Raw genomic sequence first — 293 nt, forward strand, 5'->3', positions numbered from 1 at the left:
TTGGCATCGACACCAATGTGGGCCTTCATGCCAAAGTGCCACTGATTGCCTTTCTTGGTCTGATGCATCTGCGGATCGCGTTGCTGCTCTTTGTTCTTGGTCGAGCTGGGAGCCTCAATGATGGTGGCATCGACCAAGGTGCCTTGGGTCATCATGACGCCTGCTTCGGCCAGCCAGCGATTGATGGTCTTGAACAATTGGCGGGCCAGTTGATGCTGCTCCAGCAGGTGGCGGAAATTCATGATGGTGGTGCGGTCCGGCAAGGCGCTATCCAGGGATAACCGGGCAAACAG

General features: G+C 56.3%; 1 protein-coding gene. It reads right to left on the reverse strand.

Features of this window, described 5'->3' with window-relative positions; genetic code table 11:
• Nucleotides 1–293: transposase (locus tag J9892_RS15370; protein WP_210538557.1), on the reverse strand; the 293-nt coding region annotated here is incomplete at both ends.

Origin of the sequence: Aeromonas sp. Prich7-2, assembly GCF_017939255.1 — a bacterium.
Taxonomy (GTDB): Bacteria; Pseudomonadota; Gammaproteobacteria; order Enterobacterales; family Aeromonadaceae; genus Aeromonas; species Aeromonas caviae.